Source organism: Pseudomonas sp. TYF_14 (genome assembly GCF_043105275.1).
In the GTDB taxonomy this organism is placed as follows: domain Bacteria; phylum Pseudomonadota; class Gammaproteobacteria; order Pseudomonadales; family Pseudomonadaceae; genus Aquipseudomonas; species Aquipseudomonas alloputida.
Map to the genome: position 1 here is coordinate 1 of NZ_JBICLK010000027.1, position 19,934 is coordinate 19,934.

The 19,934-nt window shown below is 64.6% G+C and carries 17 protein-coding genes; 11 read left to right on the top strand and 6 right to left on the bottom strand.

The window, feature by feature from the left end; translation table 11 throughout:
- Positions 1-29 precede the first annotated feature (29 nt).
- Genes ACF8O8_RS06985 through ACF8O8_RS07010 form a run of 6 tightly spaced genes read right to left on the bottom strand, consistent with a single transcriptional unit; the run spans position 30 to position 8,886 of the window.
- Positions 30-503 carry a chemotaxis protein CheW gene (locus tag ACF8O8_RS06985; RefSeq protein ID WP_003249336.1) on the bottom strand — a complete coding sequence of 158 codons (474 nt, stop codon included), beginning with the start codon at positions 501-503 and terminating at the stop codon, positions 30-32.
- The gene (locus ACF8O8_RS06990) at positions 496-5,436 is read right to left on the bottom strand and encodes an Hpt domain-containing protein (protein ID WP_392509437.1); all 4,941 of its coding nucleotides are present in this window, start codon (positions 5,434-5,436) and stop codon (positions 496-498) included. Before ACF8O8_RS06990 ends, ACF8O8_RS06985 begins: the two co-directional genes overlap by 8 nt.
- 12 nt (positions 5,437-5,448) lie before the next feature.
- On the bottom strand, positions 5,449-7,473 hold the full coding sequence (locus ACF8O8_RS06995) for a methyl-accepting chemotaxis protein (protein ID WP_232014163.1): 2,025 nt from the start codon (positions 7,471-7,473) through the stop codon (positions 5,449-5,451).
- A gap of 47 nt (positions 7,474-7,520) precedes the next feature.
- A complete protein-coding gene (locus ACF8O8_RS07000; protein WP_010955559.1) occupies positions 7,521-8,075 on the bottom strand; it encodes a chemotaxis protein CheW in 555 nt (184 codons plus the stop codon).
- On the bottom strand, positions 8,072-8,437 hold the full coding sequence (pilH, locus tag ACF8O8_RS07005; protein WP_003249327.1) for a twitching motility response regulator PilH: 366 nt from the start codon (positions 8,435-8,437) through the stop codon (positions 8,072-8,074). Before pilH ends, ACF8O8_RS07000 begins: the two co-directional genes overlap by 4 nt.
- Positions 8,438-8,484: 47 nt before the next feature.
- The gene (locus ACF8O8_RS07010) at positions 8,485-8,886 is read right to left on the bottom strand and encodes a PleD family two-component system response regulator (RefSeq protein ID WP_010955560.1); all 402 of its coding nucleotides are present in this window, start codon (positions 8,884-8,886) and stop codon (positions 8,485-8,487) included.
- A 238-nt stretch (positions 8,887-9,124) separates the two neighbouring features.
- On the opposite strand from ACF8O8_RS07010, the gene gshB reads away from it, so the two are divergent.
- From gshB to phaC, 11 genes are all read left to right on the top strand, one after another.
- Complete coding sequence (gene gshB, locus ACF8O8_RS07015) at positions 9,125-10,078, top strand: glutathione synthase (RefSeq protein ID WP_010955561.1); 954 nt, start codon at positions 9,125-9,127, stop codon at positions 10,076-10,078.
- Positions 10,079-10,169: 91 nt separating this feature from the next.
- Positions 10,170-11,075, top strand: a complete 906-nt coding sequence (locus ACF8O8_RS07020) for an energy transducer TonB (RefSeq protein WP_014592660.1) — start codon at positions 10,170-10,172, stop codon at positions 11,073-11,075.
- Positions 11,076-11,430: 355 nt separating this feature from the next.
- Complete coding sequence (locus ACF8O8_RS07025; RefSeq protein WP_003249318.1) at positions 11,431-12,000, top strand: YqgE/AlgH family protein; 570 nt, start codon at positions 11,431-11,433, stop codon at positions 11,998-12,000.
- A complete protein-coding gene (gene ruvX, locus ACF8O8_RS07030; RefSeq protein ID WP_010955563.1) occupies positions 12,000-12,425 on the top strand; it encodes a Holliday junction resolvase RuvX in 426 nt (141 codons plus the stop codon). Before ACF8O8_RS07025 ends, ruvX begins: the two co-directional genes overlap by 1 nt.
- 49 nt (positions 12,426-12,474) lie before the next feature.
- Complete coding sequence (gene pyrR / locus ACF8O8_RS07035) at positions 12,475-12,993, top strand: bifunctional pyr operon transcriptional regulator/uracil phosphoribosyltransferase PyrR (protein WP_392509438.1); 519 nt, start codon at positions 12,475-12,477, stop codon at positions 12,991-12,993.
- Positions 12,994-13,005: 12 nt separating this feature from the next.
- Positions 13,006-14,010 carry an aspartate carbamoyltransferase catalytic subunit gene (locus ACF8O8_RS07040; protein WP_003249311.1) on the top strand — a complete coding sequence of 335 codons (1,005 nt, stop codon included), beginning with the start codon at positions 13,006-13,008 and terminating at the stop codon, positions 14,008-14,010.
- Positions 14,007-15,278, top strand: coding sequence for a dihydroorotase (locus tag ACF8O8_RS07045; RefSeq protein WP_010955564.1), 1,272 nt, complete (start codon positions 14,007-14,009; stop codon positions 15,276-15,278). Before ACF8O8_RS07040 ends, ACF8O8_RS07045 begins: the two co-directional genes overlap by 4 nt.
- A 212-nt stretch (positions 15,279-15,490) precedes the next feature.
- On the top strand, positions 15,491-16,021 hold the full coding sequence (gene hslV / locus ACF8O8_RS07050; protein WP_003249309.1) for an ATP-dependent protease subunit HslV: 531 nt from the start codon (positions 15,491-15,493) through the stop codon (positions 16,019-16,021).
- Positions 16,022-16,097: 76 nt separating this feature from the next.
- Positions 16,098-17,441 carry an ATP-dependent protease ATPase subunit HslU gene (gene hslU, locus ACF8O8_RS07055; protein WP_119713224.1) on the top strand — a complete coding sequence of 448 codons (1,344 nt, stop codon included), beginning with the start codon at positions 16,098-16,100 and terminating at the stop codon, positions 17,439-17,441.
- A 166-nt stretch (positions 17,442-17,607) separates the two neighbouring features.
- Positions 17,608-17,985, top strand: a complete 378-nt coding sequence (locus tag ACF8O8_RS07060; RefSeq protein WP_003249306.1) for a gamma-butyrobetaine hydroxylase-like domain-containing protein — start codon at positions 17,608-17,610, stop codon at positions 17,983-17,985.
- A gap of 268 nt (positions 17,986-18,253) precedes the next feature.
- Positions 18,254-19,933 carry a class II poly(R)-hydroxyalkanoic acid synthase gene (gene phaC / locus ACF8O8_RS07065; RefSeq protein ID WP_010955566.1) on the top strand — a complete coding sequence of 560 codons (1,680 nt, stop codon included), beginning with the start codon at positions 18,254-18,256 and terminating at the stop codon, positions 19,931-19,933.
- The last annotated feature ends 1 nt before the right edge of the window (position 19,934 follow it).

Sequence of the window (19,934 nt, forward strand, 5' to 3'; positions counted from 1 at the left end):
CCAGACCACCAGGCCCTGCGCCTCACATCCTAACCAAGGTCAGGTTGCAGATCCGCGTCACGCACCAGCCTTTCCAATGCGACCAGGTCCGGTACCCGCGCCACCTGCTCACCCACCTGCACCGCTGCCAGCTCCAACCTGCCCAGCGCCACATCCACGTAGTTCAGCTGGCTGTCGAGCTTGCACGAGCGCGGAATGTCCTGCAGCAACAGCGCCAGGTAGCGCAAACCGGTATCGCCCAACGCATTGAGCACCACCACGCGAGCCCGCTCGCCGCACGGCGTCTCACCACCGCACGCGGCCTCGAAACCGATCAACGGCAGGCGTTGCTGACGCCAGTCGATCCACCCCAGGTGCCAGGCGGGGTCGCCATGCTGGCACACCAGGTTACGCTGCCCGCTCAACTCGGCCACCGCCACGTTGGGCAACACCAGCGTGCGGTCGCCCAACGGCAGCAACAGCCCGGTCAGGCTGCTGCGCTGGCCGGAAATCAGTTCAAGCATGGGCCTGGCTCCAATGGGCGATGCTCTGCAACAGCAGCGATTCCTGGTACGGCTTGCCCAGGTATTCGTTGACGCCGATGACCATGGCGCGGTCCCGGTGCTTCTGCCCGGTACGCGAGGTGATCATGATGATCGGCAAGTCTTTCAGCCGTGCGTCACGGCGGATGCGTGTGGCCACCTCGAAGCCGTCCATGCGCGGCATTTCGATGTCCAGCAACAACACGTCGGGCCGGTGCTCTTCCAGCAGGGCCATGGCATCTACACCATCCTTGGCCGTAAGCACGCTCATGCCGTGGCGCTCCAGCAGGCGGCTGGTTACCTTGCGTACGGTTACCGAATCGTCCACCACCATCACCAGCAAGGCACGGCGCGGCGCCGGGCCAAGCAACTGGCGTTGGCTACCGCCACCAGGCAAGCGGGCCAGCCGTCGCTGCTGGCCGCGCAGCTGGCCCAGCAGGTCAAGAATCAGCACCACCCGGCCATCGCCCAGCAGTGTCGCCCCCGATAACCCGGCAACCGCGGCAAACTGCGGCCCCAGGCTTTTCACCACGATCTCGCGGCTGGGCGACAGGCTGTCGGCCTGGATGGCGAACGACTGCTCCTTGGAATGCACCAGCAGCACCGGCAACGGCACGCTCTGCCCCAGCAGCGCGGGGCGCGGCAGGCCTTGCAGCAACTCGCCCAGGTAGCGCAGCTCGTATTCGTGGCCGGCATAGACATAGCGCGGCGAGTCCAGCTGGTAGCACGCCGCAAGCTCGGCAGGTGGCACGCGGACGATGCCCTCGATGGTATTGAGCGGAATGGCGTATTGCTCTTCGCCCAGGTGCACCATCAGCGCACGGTTGATCGACACGGTGAACGGCAGGCGGATCAGGAAACGCGCCCCCTTGCCCTGCGCCGACTCGATACTCATCGAGCCACCCAGTTGCTTGACCTCCTCGTGCACCACATCCATGCCCAGCCCGCGCCCGGAAATCTGGGTGATCTTTTCGGCGGTGGAAAAGCCTGGCCGCAGGATGAACTGCAGGATCTCGTGGTCACTCAACTGCGCCTGCGGGTCCAGCAGGCCGCGCTTGATGGCCTTGCGCCGCACCGCCTCCAGGGGCACGCCGGCACCATCATCCGTCATTTCGATGACGATATCGGCGCCCTCATGCAGCAAATTCAGGTGAATGGTGCCCTGCTCCGGCTTGCCGGCGGCCAGGCGCATTGCGCGGCTTTCCAGGCCGTGGTCAACGGCGTTGCGCAGCATATGCTCCAGCGGCGCCACCATACGTTCCAGCACGCTGCGGTCCAGTTCGCCCTCGGCATTGCCAACCACCAGTTCCACCTGCTTGCCCAACTCGCTGGCCACCTGCCGCACCACGCGCTGCAAGCGCGGCACCAGGCGCTCGAACGGCACCATCAGGGTGGCCGTCAGGCCCTCCTGCAACTGGCTGTTCACCCGCGCCTGCTGTTGCAGCAGGCTGTAGGCCTCCTGAGCGCGCTGAGCCAGGGTCTCCTTCAGGTCGAGCAGGTCCGAGGCAGACTCGAAGAGGGCCCGTGACAGCTGCTGCAGCTGGGAGTGGCGGTCCATTTCCAGCGGGTCGAAGTCGTCATAGGCATCGCCTTCGAACTGCTGCCGGCTGGAGATTCGCCCCTGGGTCTCGACATCCAGACGCAGCAACTGATCACGCATGCGCTCGAGTGTGGTCTCCATCTCGTTGAGGGCGAACTGCGCGTCGTTGACCTGTTGCTCGATGCGCCCCCGGATGATCGAGTGCTCGCCTGCCAGGTTACCCAGGTCGTCGAGCAGCTCGGCGTCGACCTTGACCATGTCACCCGGTGCCCGCTCTGGCGCTGCTGCCGGTATTTCGGCGGTGGCAGCTTCTGGCGGCCCCTGGCCCGCGGCACTGTCTGTCAGTGCGGCGCTACTGAAGTTGCGAATGTAGTCGATCAGCGCTGTAGCGGCATGCAGCGGCTGCCCCAGGCGCACAGCGTCAAGCATATGCGCCAGCCGGTCGTGGCAGTTCTGCAGCAGTGCGAACAGTGGCGCGCTTGGCGGCAATCTACCCGCAGCCAACAGCTCATAGAGGAACTCCAGTTCGTGGGCCAGGTCGCCGATCGGGGTAATTTCGACCATGCGCGCCACGCCCTTGAGGGTGTGCAGGTCGCGCATCAGGTTGTCCACCTCGACGCTGCTGCGCGGGTCGGCCTGCCAGCGCGCCAGGGCCGCCGCGGCGCTCTCGACGATGTCCGAGCTTTCTTCCAGGAACACTTCCAGCAGCTCTTCGCCGGGGCTTTCCGGCTCCTCGGCAAGCGGCTCGGCCACCTGCGGCTGCAACGGCGGGCGTGGCAACCCCAAGGTATCGGACAGGTCCATGTCCGGGTGCAGTGGTGTGACCGTATCGATGCCCACCAGGCCGGTGGCATCTGGCGCCAGGGCCTGGTCCAGCAGGTTGCGCAGGCGGTCGACCAGCTCCGGGCGCGGTGGAATATCCTGCCCGGCCGCCACTTCGTCCAGCATGTCCAGCAAGGCTTCATGGGCCCGCTGCGCCTGGCTGAAGAAGCGGGCATCGGCAGGCAGGCTGCCCTCCTCCACAGCGCCATACAGGTCCAGCAACGCCTCGCACACGTCATCCATCTGCCACAGGTCGGCCAGGTGCGCAGCGTGCCCCAGGGTGGTCATCTGGTCGAGCAGGTTATCCAGAGCGTCACGCTGGCCGGGCTGTTGCTGCCAGCGCGACAACAACGTCTCTGCATCGAGCAGGATGTCCATGGCCTGGGCCAGGAAGCTGGCGACCAACTGCGGATCACGCTTGCTGCGGCCGGCATGGTGCGGGTCTTCATGCAGGCTGGCCAGGCGGCGGTCCACGGCCTGGCCAACCTGCTCGATCAGTTCCGCGGCACCGGGGATGGCGGCCAGGGGCGTGCTATCGAGTTGCGCCAAGCCCAGATGGAACAACGACCGCGCAGCCTCCAGCCATTCCATTTCGGCCATTTGCAGTGGCAGTTGATGGCCCTTGTACTCACGGGCCAGGCGGTCGAAGGCAGTGGCCAGTTCGGCCACCGGCATCACACCGGCCATGGCGGCACTGCCTTTGAGTGTGTGCAAGGCACGCTGCAAGTCATCGCTGACCGGCGTGTCGTGGCCGCCGGTGCTTTGCAGATAAACCTCAAGGCTGGCCAGATGGCCCTGCGCCTCGCTGCGAAAAATGCCCAGCAACTGCGGATCGAGGCCATCGACACCGGCAGCCGCCGGGGCATCGTTTTCGGCCAGGCTGTGCAGATGCCCGGCCAATTGCTCGATTTCAGTCAGTTGCGGCAACTGGCCGGCGGCAAAGTCGGCCAGCAGGTCAGGCAGGTGAACGAACACCTGCTGCAGCGCTACAACCCCTTCCGGGCTGAGCACGCTGCGGCCCTCGAGCACCCGGTTCAGCAGGTGCTCGGCGCCCCAGGCCAGTTCAGCCACCGCCTCGGCATGGACCATGCGGCCGCTGCCTTTGAGTGTATGCAGCGCGCGACGCACTTCACCCAGTGCCTCGCGCTGCTGGTTGTCGGCACGCCAGCGCAGCCAGTGGCGCTCGATTTCCGGCAGCAGTTCGCCCGCCTCGTCAAGGAACACTTGGCGAAGCTCATCATCGATGCCATCGCCATTGCCGTCCTGGTCTGGGCTGGCCCCGACCACCACGCACTGCACACCCAGCGCCGCCAGGCTGGCCCGTGCCATCTCGATAAAGGGTTGGCCATCGGCCAGCGGGTCTGCCGCCCGCCATTGCAGATAGCATTCGGCAGCGCTCAGTGCCTCGGCCAAGTGCGTCAGCTCATCAATCGGCGGCTCTTCCTCCAGGTGCTGCAACCAACGCTGCACATAGCTTGCGCAGCCGACAAACAGCTCGGCCACGGCGGGCAGCATCAACATGGCCAATGCCCCGCGGATCTGCTGCAACAGCCCCGGCAAGGGCTGCAGGCGTTGCCGGGGCCAGTCGGACTCCAGGTAATCGCCGATCAGATCCTTGGCCTGCTGCAACACGTTCAGCGATTCATTCAGCACCAGCTGGCGTATCTCGGCCAGGTCCGAGCCCGGCAGGCTGCCTTGGCCGTTTTCCTCCAAAGGGCCGACCATGCCGTTCAGGGAGGCTTCCACGTACAACAGAGCCCCCGCCACATCCATCAACACCGCGTCGTCCACCGCCCGCTCGCCCTGAGCCAATGCCTGCAACGCCAGCACCTGGTCGATGATCACCCGCCGCGGTTGCTGAAAGCCCAGTACCGCCAGGGTGTCAGCCACGTGGCGCAACGGCGCCAACAGCGCATCGAGCTGTTCGCGGTGCTGACGGTCGCCGCGCCCGAACTGGTCCAGGCGCTCCTTGATGCGCATCAAGTCATCGCACAGTGCAGTCACCACCGAACGCAGCGCATCGCGCCCCGACCCGGCCTGCAGTTGGTCACGCCAGTTGCCCAGCGACAGGTCGAGGTTGGCAAGGTCATCGTCACCCGCGAAGCGTTGGGCGGCGCCGGTCATCAGGCTGGCCTGAGCCAGCGGTTCCTCCCCCCGGCAGGCGCGCAGCTGGTTGAGCAACGGCAGCATCACCAGTGGCAGGTCATGGCGAGCACCGCGCAACCGCTCCAGGTACGAGGGCAACTGCTCCAGGCCGCGGAACAATGCACCCAGGCAATCACCCCGGGGGCTGACCTGGCCGTCGGCCAACGCCCTGGCAAACAGCTCCAGCTCCTCCGCCAGGCGCGTGGCGCCTCGCAGTTCGAGCATGCGCAGGCAGCCGTGCACCTGGTGCAGGTTGTCGACCACGAAAGCCATCATCGACAGGTCTCCCGTCTCGCCGGCAAAGCGCTCCAGCGCCTGCCGTGCCTGGCCCAGGCAATCGAGGATGGCGGCCTTGGTCCAGGCCAGCGCCACTGTTTCGTGACGCTCGGGGCTTACTGCAGAAGCCATGGTCACTATTCCTCAACGCGGCTCGGTAGGGGGTGGCAGGGTGAAACCGGACACCGAACGGCGCATCTCGCTGGCCATGCGGGCCAAGTGGCGGATGCTGTCGGCAGTGGCACCGGAGCCGGCAGAGGTTTGCGCGGTAATCTGCTGGATCACCGCCATGGTGTGGGAGATCTGCCCGGCCGACGAGGTCTGCAACTGGGCAGCGTCGGAGATGCTGTGGATAAGGTCGGCGAGGTTCTGCGACACCCCTTCGATCTCGGCCAGCGCCACCCCGGCATCCTGGGCCAGGCGTGCGCCACGCACCACTTCGGCGGTGGTCTGCTCCATGGAGATCACCGCTTCGTTGGTATCGGCCTGAATGGTACGCACCAGCGCCTCGATCTGGCGGGTGGCAGACGATGAGCGTTCGGCCAGGCGCTGCACCTCGTCGGCAACCACGGCAAAGCCGCGGCCGGCCTCACCGGCCAGCGAGGCCTGGATGGCGGCGTTCAGGGCGAGGATGTTGGTCTGGTCGGCAATGTCGTCGATCAGGCTGACGATGTCGCCGATTTCCTGTGAGGACTCGCCCAGACGCTTGATCCGCTTGGCGGTGTCCTGGATCTGCTCGCGAATGTTGTCCATGCCGTTGATGGTGTTGTGCACCACCTCGTTGCCCTTGTTGGCAATGGCCACCGAACGCTCGGCCACCTTGGCCGATTCGTAGGCATGCGCCGAAACCCGGTCGATCGACTCGACCATGTCACCCACCGCCTCGGAGGCCTCGCTGATCTGTGCAGCCTGGTGCTCGGAGGCCTTGGCCAGTTGCCGCGCAGTGTTCTGCGTGTCCTGCACGGCGGCGGCGACCTGCACTGCACTGTGGTTGATGGTGGCGACCAGGTCGCGCAACTGGTCCACGGAATAGTTGATCGAGTCGGCAATGGCACCGGTGAAGTCTTCAGTCACCGATACGGTCACCGTCAGGTCGCCATCTGCCAGCTCTTCGATTTCGTCGAGCAGGCGCATGATGGCCTGCTGGTTGCGTTCGTTCTTTTCTGCGGTCTCGCGCAGTTGGCGGTTGGTGGTGCGCACCATGACCAGGCCGATGAGGATGATCGAGGCCAGCGCCAGCAGCCCCAGGACATAGCCGCCAACGGTGTCGAGGGTGCGCCCGCCAGCCAGGTTCTCGAAACCGTTCGCCAGGTGCGACGCTTCGTCGAGCAGGGTTTGCGAAAGGCTGAAGATGTTGCCCGCGGCCTCTCGAACACGGAACAGTTCGGGCGAGGTTTCGAGGATTTCATCCACCGAACCGGCAACGAACTGGAACAACTCGGCGATTTCGGCCAGCCGCGCACGCGCGTCGGCGTCCTCGACGCGGGTGACCTGGATTGTCGCATTGCCATTGATCATGCCCTCCAGCACCTGGCCAAAGCGCCCGGCGTCACGGCCGAAGGCGTCGGCCGCCTGGGCGGCGCTGTCGTCACCGGCCAGCACGGTGTTGACCGAGCCAAGGATGCGTTCGGCCAGCAACAGCTGGCGCTGGGCCACCGCAACCTGATTGGCTGGGGCACCGCTCTGCAGCAGGATCTCGACCACTTTTTCGTATTCCACCTGCAGCTGCGGCACGGTCTCGGCCAGGGTCGCTGCCACCTGGTGCAGCGACAGCACGGTCTGCTCGCTGGCCAGGATGATGTCGGTGTTCTTGCGCAGGTTTTCCCAGTCGCGGCGTACCGATTCCATCTCGTCACGCACCGCAGGTGGCGCAGGCGGCAGGCCAGTGGACTTGTCACCCTGGCGCAGGTAACCCCAGCGTCGTTCGAAGTCATTGCGCGCATCCGACAGCAGCTTGAAGGCCAGGGCCTTGCCGGTGGCCGCCTCGGTGGCGTTCTTGGCGATACGCTGCGACAGCACGCGCAGCTCGCCGGCATGGCCGATGTACTGCTTGTCGTAGTTGGATTGGGTATTCAGGTAAGCAAAGTTGGCGAACAGCAAGATGATCGAAAGGATCAGGATCAGGAACAGCACGGTGATCTGCGCGATGCTGCGGGTACGTGGGCTCACGGTGGTGGCAGTGACGGGGGTGGCAGGCTTGTTCACGTTCGCAGGTCCTATAACGCCACATCGAGAAAGCCCGGCGCCTGGGCCAGGGCAAAGGGGCTGAAGATCGCCCAGTTACGTTCACGCGGAAAATACCCCTGCACAAAGCGTGCAGCGGCAGGGATCAGCGGCTGCGGCGGCGACAGCTGCAGGCTGTCGAGGGCAAAGTGCTGAAGGCCCAGCACCTCGTCGACCAGCAAACCGACGAACAGGTCGTCGTGATCCAGCACCAGCACTCGCCGCTGCTTGCCCGGTGCGGCGTGGCCAAGGCCGAAGAAGCAGCTCAGGTCCATCACCGGCAACAGCCGGCCACGCAGGTTGGCCACCCCGCACACCCACGGCTGCACGCCGGGAACGCGGCTACTGCGCGGCTCGCGCAGCACCTCGGCCACTTCGCCCATGGGCGCGACGAACCACTGCCCGGCAATGCGAAAGCCAATGCCGCTCCACTGCTGCACGCGGTTGTCCTGCGGCGGCTGGTCGGCAACCAGCAGGCGACAGCGCCGGTCGATGTCCAGCAACAACTCAAAGGCGGTCAGCGACGCGCCTTGCGGGCGGGTGGTCAAGCCCCCAGCACTTCTTTGAGCTTGGCGATCAGCGCCTCCTCTTCCACCGGTTTGGTCAGGAAGTCACGGGCACCCTGGCGCGTGGCCCAGATACGGTCGGTTTCCTGGTCCTTGGTGGTTACCACGATCACTGGAATAGCGCTGGTGTCCGGGTCCTTGCTGAGCTGGCGGGTGGCCTGGAAGCCGTTCATGCCAGGCATGACGATGTCCATCAGCACCGCGTCGGGCTTGTCCTGCCGGGCCAGGGCCACGCCGTCGGCACCGTTGCTGGCCTTGAGCACCTGGTAGCCGTGCTTTTCCAGCCATTCGGTCAATCTGTACATCTCTGTCGGCGAGTCGTCGACAATCAGAACTCGGGCCATGCTGTTTCCCCATCAGGAAAGTAGGACCGCGCCATGGCGGGGCTCGGTCAGGGTGCGTGTTGTTGAGGTGCGGCAAACCCGGGCACATGGGCGCGGATCGCGTCGAGCAGTTCTTCCTTGCTGAACGGTTTGGTCAGGAACTGATCGGAACCGACCACCCGCCCGCGGGCCTTGTCGAACAGGCCATCGCGGGACGACAGCAGGATAACCGGGGTGTCCTTGAAGGCACTGTTGTGCTTGATTACCGCGCAGGTCTGGTAGCCGTCCAGGCGTGGCATCAGCACATCGACGAAAATGATACTGGGCTGATGGTCGACGATCTTGGCCAGGGCATCGAAGCCATCGCTGGCGGTGATCACCTCGCAGCCCGCTTCACCGAGCAACATCTGCGCGGTGCGGCGGATCGTGCGGGAATCGTCGATCACCATCACCTTCAGGGGTTGTTCCATAGACGCCTACCAGTAGGATTGAAGCCGCAAGTTGCAAGCGGCAAGCTGCAAGAAAGCAGCTCGGCGCATGGATGCTCTTTTCTTGAGGCTTGTAGCTCAAGGCTTGCAGCTGCATTTTTAGCATACTCCGGGTGGCCATTCCATCTGCCGCGCCCCTTGACCGTCGGCGTTCGCGGCGCCACCCTGAGCCACTTTTCTTTCGATCCACCGCGGCCACCTGCCGCCAAGAGGACCACCCATGAGCGTTCGCCTCGGCATTGTGATGGACCCCATCGCGTCCATCTCCTACAAGAAGGACAGCTCGCTGGCCATGCTGCTGGCCGCCCAGGCACGCGGCTGGAGCCTGTTCTACATGGAACAGCAAGACCTGTATCAGGGCGAAGGCAAGGCCCGCGCCCGCATGCGCCCGCTGAAGGTGTTTGCCGACCCTGCACGCTGGTTCGAACTGGGCGAGGAGCAGGACAGCCCGCTGGCCGAGCTGGACGTGATCCTGATGCGCAAGGACCCGCCCTTCGACATGGAGTTCGTCTACAGCACTTACCTGCTGGAACAAGCCGAGAACGACGGCGTACTGGTGGTAAACCGCCCACAAAGCCTGCGCGACTGCAACGAGAAGATGTTCGCCACGCTGTTCCCGCAATGCACCACCCCGACCCTGGTCAGCCGCCGCCCGGACATCATTCGCGAATTCACCGCCAAGCATGCCGACGTGATCCTCAAGCCACTGGATGGCATGGGCGGTACGTCGATCTTCCGTCACCGGGCTGGCGACCCCAACCTGTCGGTGATCCTGGAAACCCTGACCGCACTGGGCACCCAGCAGATCATGGCGCAGGCTTACCTGCCGGCAATCAAGGACGGCGACAAGCGCATCCTGATGATCGATGGCGAGCCAGTGGACTATTGCCTGGCACGCATTCCGGCCAGCGGCGAAACCCGTGGCAACCTGGCCGCAGGCGGGCGTGGCGAAGCCCGCCCACTGACCGAGCGCGACCGCTGGATCGCCGCTCAGGTCGGCCCGACGCTGCGCGAGAAGGGCCTGCTGTTCGTTGGCCTGGACGTGATCGGCGACTACCTCACCGAAATCAACGTCACCAGCCCCACCTGTATCCGCGAAATCGATGCCGCCTACAACACCGATATCGGTGGCAAGCTGATGGATGCCATTGATCGCAAGCTAAAGGCACGCTGACAGCCAACGCGAAGTAAAGCCGTAGAGTGGGGTATGATGCCGGTCCTATTCGACTGAGCTGCTGCCCCGCCCTGCGGTTGCTGGATACCTGATGACGCACCCCGCTGACGTCCCTGCCGACCTGCTGCCTCCCCGTGTTCGCCCTGCGGACCGGCTTGGCTTCACCCTGTTCCTGGCTGCGCTGGTGCACCTGGCGCTGATCCTTGGCGTCGGCTTCACCGTGGTCAAGCCTGCCGAAATCCGCCACACCATGGACATCACCCTGGCCACCTTCAAGAGCGAGAAACCGCCCGAGAAGGCTGACTTCCAGGCCCAGGACAACCAGCAAGGCAGCGGCACCCTGGACAAGAAAGCGGTGCCCAAGACCACCGAGCTGGCGCCGTTCCAGGACAGCAAGATCAACAAGATCACCCCACCGCCTGCGGCCAGGCCCGAGGTGGTCCCACCCCCTCCCCCGAAAAAGTCGGCAGTGGTGACGACGGCGCCCAAGCCGCACAAGGTCGAGCCCAAACCCAAGGAAAGCAAGGCGCAGCCCAAGCCAGCCGCGCCGGCGCCGGACTTCGACAGCTCGCAGCTGTCCAGCCAGATCGCCAGCCTGGAGGCGGAGCTGTCCAACGAGCAGCAGATGTACGCCAAGCGCCCGCGCATCCATCGCCTGAACGCCGCGTCGACCATGCGCGACAAGGGCGCCTGGTACAAGGAAGAGTGGCGCAAGAAGGTCGAGCGCGTGGGTAACCTCAACTACCCCGACGAAGCACGCCGACAGCAGATCTACGGCAACTTGCGCATGATGGTGTCGATCAACCGCGATGGCTCGCTGTACGAGGTGCTGGTACTGGAATCATCCGGGCAGCCCGTGCTGGACCAGGCGGCGCAACGCATCGTGCGGCTGGCCGCGCCGTTTGCACCGTTTACCGGGGATCTGGCCGAGTTCGACCGGCTGGAGATCATCCGCACCTGGCGCTTTGCCCGTGGGGACCGTTTGTCCAGTAACTGAGTTTAGCCTTGGTGTAGGGCTTTCGGGGTGGGCTAGCGCGGATATCGAGCGCCGCCCGCGCGGCGCATCGCGAGCAAGCTCGCTCCTACATTTGTTTCGGGCCAATGAATCCTGTGCCCATCGCGCGCGACCGACTTGGCGCAAGGCTCGATATCGAAGGGTACAAACAAGGCGGCCGCGCGCCGGCAACACAGGCGTGACTGGCCCGAAACAAATGTAGGAGCGAGCTTGCTCGCGATGCGCCGCGCGGGCGGCGCTCGATTTCAAAGGCGCCAAAAACCTCACGACAAGCGCCAACCAGACGACACAAATCCGCATCTTGTCAGTCTCGCCACCTGGCGCCACACTATCCCCCATGAAAACCCTCGCACCCAGCTACCTCAAGCACCAGTTCCTGATCGCCATGCCGCACATGGCCGATCCGAACTTCGCCCAGACCCTCACGTATATCGTCGAGCACAATGAGCATGGCGCCATGGGCCTGGTGGTCAACCGACCACAGGAACTGAGCCTGGCCGACATCCTCGAGCAACTGCGCCCGGACGAAACGCCGCCGGCCAGCACCTTGCAGGTGCCGATCTACCAGGGCGGCCCGGTACAAACCGACCGCGGCTTCGTGCTGCACAGCAGCGAGTGCAGTTTCCAGGCCAGCGTGGCGCTGGAAGGGCTGTCGCTGACCACGTCACAGGACATATTGCTGGCTATCGCCGCCGGTGTGGGCCCGAAACAGAGCCTGATCACCTTGGGCTATGCCGGTTGGGAAGCGGGCCAACTGGAAGCGGAACTGGCCGACAACGCCTGGCTGAACTGCCCGTTCGACCCGGAAATCGTCTTCGGCATGGCCAGCGACCTGCGCCTTGAGGCTGCGGCCGCCAGCCTGGGGATCAACCTGCACCTGCTGACCAGCCAGGCGGGCCACGCCTGATGGCTGATCTACGCCTGCTGCTGGGCTTCGACTATGGCAGCAAACAGATCGGCGTGGCCGTCGGCCAGGTGATTACCGGCCAGGCCCGCGAACTGTGCACCCTGAAGGCGCAGAACGGCGTACCGGACTGGGCCCAGGTGGAAAAGCTGATTGCCGAATGGAAGCCAGATGCCATTGTCGTCGGCCTGCCGCTGAACATGGACGGCACACCCAGCGAAATGAGCGCCCGCGCCGAAAAGTTCGCCCGCCGCCTGAACGGCCGCTTCAACCTGCCCGTGCACACGCACGACGAGCGCCTGACCACCTTCGAGGCCAAAGGCGAGCGCATGGCCCGTGGCGGCCAGCGTGGCAGCTACCGCGACAACCCGGTCGATGCCATTGCCGCCGCCTTGTTGCTGCAAGGCTGGCTGGAGGCCAATACCTGATCATCTTTGCCGCCGGGCCCACCCGGCGCACCCTTCCGAGGAGCCCGCAATGAGCCTACCCAATCCCGCCGAGCTGATCCGGCAGATGGCTGTCGACCTTCGTGCCCACCTGACGCGCCGGGCAATCACCGAGCCCCGTTACATCGGTATCCGCACCGGCGGCGTCTGGGTTGCCCAGGCCCTGCAGGATGCCATGGGCGACACCAGCCCAATGGGCACCCTGGACGTGTCGTTCTACCGCGACGACTTCAGCCAGAACGGCCTGCACCCACAAGTGCGCCCGTCCGAGTTGCCGTTCGAGGTCGAAGGCCAGCACCTGGTGCTGGTGGATGACGTGCTGATGAGCGGTCGCACCATCCGCGCGGCGCTCAACGAACTGTTCGATTACGGCCGCCCGGCCAGCGTCACCCTGGTCTGCCTGCTGGACCTGGATGCCGGCGAACTGCCGATTCGCCCGAACGTGCTCGGCGCCACCCTGTCGCTGGGCGCCCATGAACGGGTAAAATTGACCGGACCCGCACCGCTCGCCCTCGAGCGCCAGGACCTCGCCTCCGCTTCCGCCCTTTAAGAGTCCCCCGCGATGACGCCAATCGACGCCAAGCGCCCGCTGCAGCTCAATGATCAGGGCCAGCTGCGCCACTTCCTCTCGCTTGACGGTTTGCCCCGCGAACTGCTCACCGAGATCCTCGACACCGCCGACTCCTTCCTGGAAGTCGGTGCCCGGGCTGTGAAAAAAGTCCCGTTGCTGCGCGGCAAGACTGTGTGCAACGTGTTCTTCGAGAACTCGACCCGTACCCGTACCACCTTCGAACTGGCAGCCCAGCGCCTGTCGGCCGACGTGATCAGCCTGAACGTGTCGACCTCCTCGACCAGCAAGGGCGAAACCCTGTTCGACACCCTGCGCAACCTCGAAGCCATGGCCGCCGACATGTTCGTCGTACGCCACTCCGACTCCGGCGCCGCGCACTTCATTGCCGAGCACGTGTGCCCGGAAGTGGCCGTGATCAATGGCGGTGACGGCCGCCACGCGCACCCCACCCAGGGCATGCTCGACATGCTCACCATCCGCCGTCACAAAGGCAGCTTCGAAAACCTGTCCGTGGCGATCGTCGGCGACATCCTGCACTCGCGTGTGGCCCGTTCCGACATGCTCGCGCTCAAAGCGCTGGGTTGCCCGGACATCCGCGTGATCGGGCCGAAAACCCTGATCCCGATCGGTATCGAGCAGTACGGCGTAAAGGTCTACACCGACCTCGCCGAAGGCCTGAAAGACGTCGACGTGGTGATCATGCTGCGCCTGCAGCGTGAGCGCATGGCCGGTGGCCTGCTGCCCAGCGAAGGTGAGTTCTACCGCCTGTTCGGCCTGACGACCGCCCGCCTGGCCGGGGCCAAGCCTGACGCCATCGTCATGCACCCGGGCCCGATCAACCGTGGCGTGGAAATCGAGTCGGCGGTTGCCGATGGCAAGCACTCGGTGATCCTCAACCAGGTCACCTACGGTATCGCCGTGCGCATGGCCGTGCTGTCCATGGCCATGAGCGGGCAGAACGCGCAACGTCAATTGGACCAGGAGAACGCCCAGTGACCATCAGTATTCTCGGCGCCCGGGTCATCGACCCCAACAGCGGCCTGGACCAGGTCACCGACCTGCACCTGGACGGCGGCCGCATTGTCGCCATCGGCGCCGCACCGGCCGGTTTCAGCGCCAGCCGCACGATCCAGGCTGATGGCCTGGTCGCTGCGCCCGGCCTGGTCGACCTGGGCGTGTCCCTGCGCGAGCCGGGTTACAGCCGCAAAGGCAACATCGCCAGTGAAACCCGCGCTGCCGTTGCCGGCGGTGTCACCAGCCTGTGCTGCCCGCCACAGACCAAGCCGGTGCTGGACACCTCGGCGGTAGCCGAACTTATTCTTGACCGCGCCCGTGAAGCCGCCAACAGCAAGGTCTACCCGGTCGGCGCCCTGACCAAGGGCCTGGAGGGCGAGCAACTGGCCGAACTGGTGGCCCTGCGTGACACCGGTTGCGTAGCGTTTGGCAACGGCCTGAAGGAAATCCCCAACAACCGTACCCTGGCCCGCGCCCTGGAGTATGCCGCCACCTTCGACCTGACGGTGGTGTTCCACTCCCAGGACCGCGACCTGGCCCAGGGCGGCCTGGCCCACGAAGGTGCCATGGCCAGCTTCCTCGGCCTGCCGGGCATCCCGGAGAGCGCCGAAACCGTGGCCCTGGCGCGCAACCTGCTGCTGGTGGAACAGAGCGGCGTGCGTGCGCACTTCAGCCAGATCACCAGCGCCCGTGGCGCGCGGCTGATCGCCCAGGCCCAGGCCTTGGGCCTGCCGGTAACCGCCGATGTAGCGCTGTACCAGCTGATCCTCACGGACGAGTCGCTGCGCGAGTTCTCCAGCCTGTACCACGTGCAGCCGCCGCTGCGCACCGCTGCCGACCGTGACGGATTGCGCGAGGCGGTGAAGTCGGGGGTGATCCAGGCCATCTCCAGCCACCACCAGCCGCACGAGCGCGACGCCAAGCTGGCCCCGTTCGGCGCCACCGAGCCGGGTATCAGCAGCGTCGAGTTACTGCTGCCACTGGCCATGACCCTGGTGCAGGACGGCCTGCTCGACCTGCCGACCTTGCTGGCCCGCCTGAGCAGCGGCCCGGCTGCCGCCCTGCGCCTGCCGGCCGGTGAGCTGAAAGTGGGTGGCGCGGCCGACCTGGTGCTGTTCGACCCGCAAGCGTCCACCGTTGCTGGCGAACAATGGTTCTCCCGTGGCGAGAACTGCCCGTTCATCGGCCACTGCCTGCCGGGCGCGGTGCGTTATACCTTGGTCGATGGGCACATCTGCCACGAGGCCTGAGTACCATGCTTAGCGGGCACGCCCGCCCCCACAGGATCACCACAATTCCAAGGCATGTGGTAACCCTGTGGGAGCGGGCATGCCCGCGAATGCCTTCACATAGTCCCCCCCGCCAAGCGCGACCATTCATCCCCCCCGGTTGAAATCCTTCCCCCCACCCCCATATGAGTCTGCATCAGGCACTTTCGCCCCGCTGCGTGGAGACTCTCCCCTTGACCACAATCGTTTCTGTCCGCCGTAACGGCAAAGTCGTCATGGGCGGCGACGGCCAGGTATCCCTCGGCAACACCGTGATGAAAGGCAACGCCAAGAAGGTGCGCCGCCTGTACCACGGCCAGGTCATCGCGGGCTTCGCCGGCGCCACTGCCGACGCCTTCACCCTGTTCGAGCGCTTTGAAGGTCAGCTGGAAAAACACCAGGGCCACCTGGTACGCGCCGCCGTCGAGCTGGCCAAGGAATGGCGTACCGACCGCTCCCTGAGCCGCCTGGAAGCCATGCTGGCCGTGGCCAACAAGGATGCATCCCTGATCATCACCGGTAACGGTGACGTGGTCGAACCCGAAGATGGCCTGATCGCCATGGGGTCCGGCGGCGCCTATGCCCAGGCCGCAGCCCGTGCCCTGCTGAACAAGACCGACCTCTCGGCCCGCGAAATCGCCGAGACCGCCCTGAACATCGCCGGCGACATCTGCGTGTTCACCAACCACAACCTGACCATCGAGGAGCAGGACCTGGCCGACTGATTCAGCTGTTCTGGCGCCCCTTCCCGGTGAAGGGGCTTTTCCACGCTGACTCACCTGCCCAAGGACCGTATTGATCATGTCCATGACCCCCCGCGAGATCGTCCACGAACTCAACCGCCACATCATCGGCCAGGACGACGCCAAGCGCGCCGTGGCCATTGCCCTGCGCAACCGCTGGCGGCGCATGCAGCTCCCTGCCGAGCTGCGTGCCGAAGTCACCCCCAAGAACATCCTGATGATCGGCCCTACCGGCGTCGGCAAGACCGAAATCGCCCGCCGGCTGGCCAAACTGGCCAACGCGCCGTTCCTCAAGGTCGAGGCCACCAAGTTCACCGAAGTGGGCTACGTGGGCCGCGACGTCGAGTCGATCATCCGTGACCTGGCCGATGCCGCGCTGAAGATGCTGCGCGAGCAGGAAATCATCCGCGTGCGCCACCGCGCCGAAGACGCCGCCGAAGACCGCATCCTCGACGCCCTGCTGCCCCAGGCACGCGTCACCAGCTTCAGCGAAGAAGCCGCACAGACCAGCAGCGACTCCAATACTCGCCAGCTATTCCGCAAGCGCCTGCGCGAAGGCCAGCTGGACGACAAGGAAATCGAGATCGAAGTGGCCGATGCCGTCGGTGTCGAAATTGCTGCGCCGCCTGGCATGGAAGAAATGACCAACCAGCTGCAGAGCCTGTTTGCCAACATGGGCAAGGGCAAACGCAAAGCGCGCAAGCTGAAGGTGAAAGAAGCGCTGAAGATGGTTCGCGATGAAGAAGCGAGCCGCCTGGTCAACGAGGATGAGCTCAAGGCCAAGGCCCTGGAAGCAGTCGAACAGCACGGTATCGTGTTCATCGATGAAATCGACAAGGTTGCCAAGCGTGGCAACGTTGGCGGCGCCGACGTGTCCCGTGAAGGCGTACAGCGCGACCTGCTGCCGCTGATCGAAGGCTGCACCGTCAACACCAAGCTGGGCATGGTCAAGACCGACCACATTCTGTTCATTGCCTCGGGTGCATTCCACCTGAGCAAGCCGAGCGACCTGGTGCCCGAGCTGCAAGGCCGTCTGCCGATTCGTGTCGAGCTCAAGGCACTGACCCCGGAAGACTTCGAGCGCATTCTGCAGGAGCCGCACGCGTCGCTGACCGAGCAGTACCAGGCATTGCTGAAGACCGAAGGCCTGAACATCGAGTTCCTCGCCGACGGCATCAAGCGCCTGGCCGAGATTGCCTACCAGGTCAACGAGAAGACCGAAAACATCGGTGCCCGCCGCCTGCACACCCTGCTCGAGCGTTTGCTCGAAGAGGTGTCGTTCAGTGCGGGCGACCTGGCCAGCACCCATGACGAAGCGCCGATCCAGATCGACGCGGCGTATGTGAACAGCCACCTGGGTGAGCTGGCACAGAACGAAGACCTGTCGCGTTACATCCTGTAAGACCGGTTTCGACAGTTTCGCGGGCAAGCCCGCTCCTGCACATGTCACCCCATCCCTTGGGCCTGTGGTGATCCGTGCAGGGGCGGGCTTGCCCGCGAAGAGGCCCTTGAATCCCTCCCCCATAAGCTGGAAGCTGTGCTTCATCAGCTCCCGAGAGATTCTGCCCATGGCCCGCCTGCCTACCGCCATCAACCTGCACAAAGCCTCCAAGACCCTCAGCCTCACCTACGCACCCGGCGAGGTCTACCACCTGCCCGCCGAATTCCTGCGCGTGCACTCTCCCTCCGCCGAGGTCCAGGGCCACGGCAACCCCATCCTGCAGTTCGGCAAGATCAACGTCGGCCTCAGTGGCTTGGAACCTGCCGGCCAATATGCACTGAAACTGACCTTCGACGACGGCCATGACAGCGGCTTGTTCACTTGGGAATACCTTGAGCAACTGTGCCTGCGCCAGGAACAACTGTGGGCAGAATACCTCGACGAGTTGCACAAGGCCGGCAAATCCCGCGACCCAGCCGAATCTGTGGTCAAGCTCATGCTCTAGCGCAAGGCCTGCGGGGTTTAGAGCGCATTTTCTAAATTCATCTGTTTGAATGACTTGCAGACAGCCCAGTGAAGGGCTGTCTTGCGCATTACACGAAAGTCGGGTAACCAATGGGTGTGGCAAGTTCCCTGCATGACTTTGCAGGTCGGCAGAACCCACGCAGCACCGCTGTTCCTTATCACTGGTCACCCGAGTAGCAGTACCGGGCTCAGGGCTGTGCACCCGCCACAGCAACCGGTACTCGTCTCAGGACAACGGAGCGTCGTAGATGAGTAACAAGAACAACGATGAGCTGCAGCGGCAGGCCTCGGAAAACACCCTGGGGCTGAACCCGGTCATCGGCATCCGCCGCAAGGACCTGTTGAGCTCGGCACGCACCGTGCTGCGCCAGGCCGTGCGCCAACCGCTGCACAGCGCCAAGCATGTGGCTCACTTTGGCCTGGAGCTGAAGAACGTGTTGCTGGGCAAATCCAGCCTGGCCCCGGACAGCGACGACCGTCGCTTCAATGACCCGGCCTGGAGCAACAACCCGCTGTACCGCCGCTACCTGCAAACCTACCTGGCCTGGCGCAAGGAGCTGCAGGACTGGGTGAGCAGCAGCGACCTGTCCCCCCAGGACATCAGCCGCGGCCAGTTCGTCATCAACCTGATGACCGAGGCCATGGCGCCGACCAATACCCTGTCCAACCCGGCTGCGGTCAAACGCTTCTTCGAAACCGGCGGCAAGAGCCTGCTCGATGGCCTGTCCAACCTGGCCAAGGACATGGTCAACAACGGCGGCATGCCCAGCCAGGTGAACATGGATGCCTTCGAAGTGGGCAAGAACCTGGGCACCAGCGAAGGCGCGGTGGTGTACCGCAACGATGTGCTGGAACTGATCCAGTACAGCCCCATCACCGAACAGGTGCATGCCCGTCCGCTGCTGGTGGTGCCACCGCAGATCAACAAGTTCTACGTGTTCGACCTCAGCCCGGAAAAGAGCCTGGCGCGCTTCTGCCTGCGCTCGCAGCAGCAGACCTTCATCATCAGCTGGCGCAACCCGACCAAGGCCCAGCGTGAATGGGGCCTGTCCACCTACATCGATGCGCTGAAAGAAGCCGTCGACGCGGTGCTGTCGATTACCGGCAGCAAGGACCTGAACATGCTCGGCGCCTGCTCCGGTGGCATCACCTGTACCGCACTGGTGGGCCACTATGCCGCCATTGGCGAGAACAAGGTCAACGCCCTGACCCTGCTGGTCAGCGTGCTGGACACCACCATGGACAACCAGGTTGCTTTGTTTGTCGACGAGCAGACCTTGGAGGCCGCCAAGCGCCACTCCTATCAGGCGGGCGTGCTGGAAGGCAGCGAAATGGCCAAGGTGTTCGCCTGGATGCGCCCCAACGACCTGATCTGGAACTACTGGGTAAACAACTACCTGCTCGGCAATGAGCCCCCCGTGTTCGACATCCTGTTCTGGAACAACGACACCACGCGCCTGCCGGCCGCCTTCCACGGCGACCTGATCGAAATGTTCAAGAGCAACCCGCTGACCCGCCCCGACGCCCTGGAAGTGTGCGGCACCGCGATCGACCTGAAACAGGTCAAATGCGACATCTACAGCCTAGCCGGCACCAACGACCACATCACCCCCTGGCCGTCATGCTACCGCTCGGCACATCTGTTCGGCGGCAAGATCGAATTCGTACTGTCCAACAGCGGGCATATCCAGAGCATCCTCAACCCGCCGGGCAACCCGAAGGCACGTTTCATGACCGGTGCCGATCGCCCGGGTGACCCGGTGGCCTGGCAGGAAAATGCCATCAAGCATGCAGACTCCTGGTGGTTGCACTGGCAGAGTTGGCTGGGCGAGCGTGCCGGCGCGCTGAAAAAGGCACCGACCCGCCTGGGCAACCGTACCTATGCCGCCGGCGAAGCCTCCCCAGGCACCTACGTTCACGAGCGTTGAG